Annotated in this window: 1 protein-coding gene; it reads left to right on the forward strand. The window is 41.6% G+C overall.

What is annotated here, in order from left to right; genetic code table 11:
* Nucleotides 1-132: 132 nt before the first annotated feature.
* On the forward strand, nucleotides 133-606 hold the full coding sequence (gene tnpA / locus ACHUFA_RS10970; RefSeq protein WP_222350231.1) for an IS200/IS605 family transposase: 474 nt from the start codon (nucleotides 133-135) through the stop codon (nucleotides 604-606).
* Nucleotides 607-738 lie beyond the last annotated feature (132 nt).

The raw sequence follows: 738 nt of genomic DNA on the forward strand, positions 1-738 counted from the left end.
TTGGCTTCAGAAAACCACTAGCTATGCTAGTGGTTCCGGATAGCTTATAGCGTGGTATCAAAAAAACCTCCCCAAATGATAAGATAAAAGTGGTTTCCCCGCCACCCCATCACATCATACAGGAGGTCCCTCATGAGAGAGGATAATGAAAGTTTATCACATACACGTTGGAATTGTAAATATCATATCGTTTTCGCCCCAAAATATCGTCGCCAAATCATATACGGCAAATACAAGGCTAGTATCGGGAAGATAATTCGAGATTTGTGTGAACGCAAGGGAGTGACAATTCATGAAGCCAATGCCTGTTCAGATCATATTCACATGTTAGTAAGTATTCCACCGAAACTCAGTATATCTAGTTTTATGGGATATTTGAAAGGCAAAAGTAGTCTTATGATTTTTGACAAACATGCTAACTTAAAATACAAGTATGGTAACAGAAAATTTTGGTGTAGAGGTTACTATGTTGATACAGTAGGTCGAAACCAAAAGGTGATTGTCGAGTATATTCAGAATCAATTGCAGGAAGACAGGGTAGCGGATCAGCTAACCTTGTTTGAAACATTTGATCCGTTTACAGGCGAACCTAATAGGAAGAAATAGACGAGGTGCTTTAGCATCTGCTCGGGAAAGTGGTGCGCGAGGAAGCTATTTCAGTGGGCCTTTGGCCCTGGCCGGTAAGAGCGGCTTACAGCCGCAGAGCAAACCACCAGTTCACACTGGTGGTTTTGATTT

The sequence above is a fragment of the Streptococcus hepaticus genome, assembly GCF_043656315.1.
In the GTDB taxonomy this organism is placed as follows: Bacteria; Bacillota; Bacilli; order Lactobacillales; family Streptococcaceae; genus Streptococcus; species Streptococcus hepaticus.

What these genes read in the sequence shown, in the direction of transcription:
- tnpA (WP_222350231.1), top strand. Translation starts at nt 133, where the DNA reads ATGAGAGAGGATAATGAAAGTTTATCACATACACGTTGGAATTGTAAA.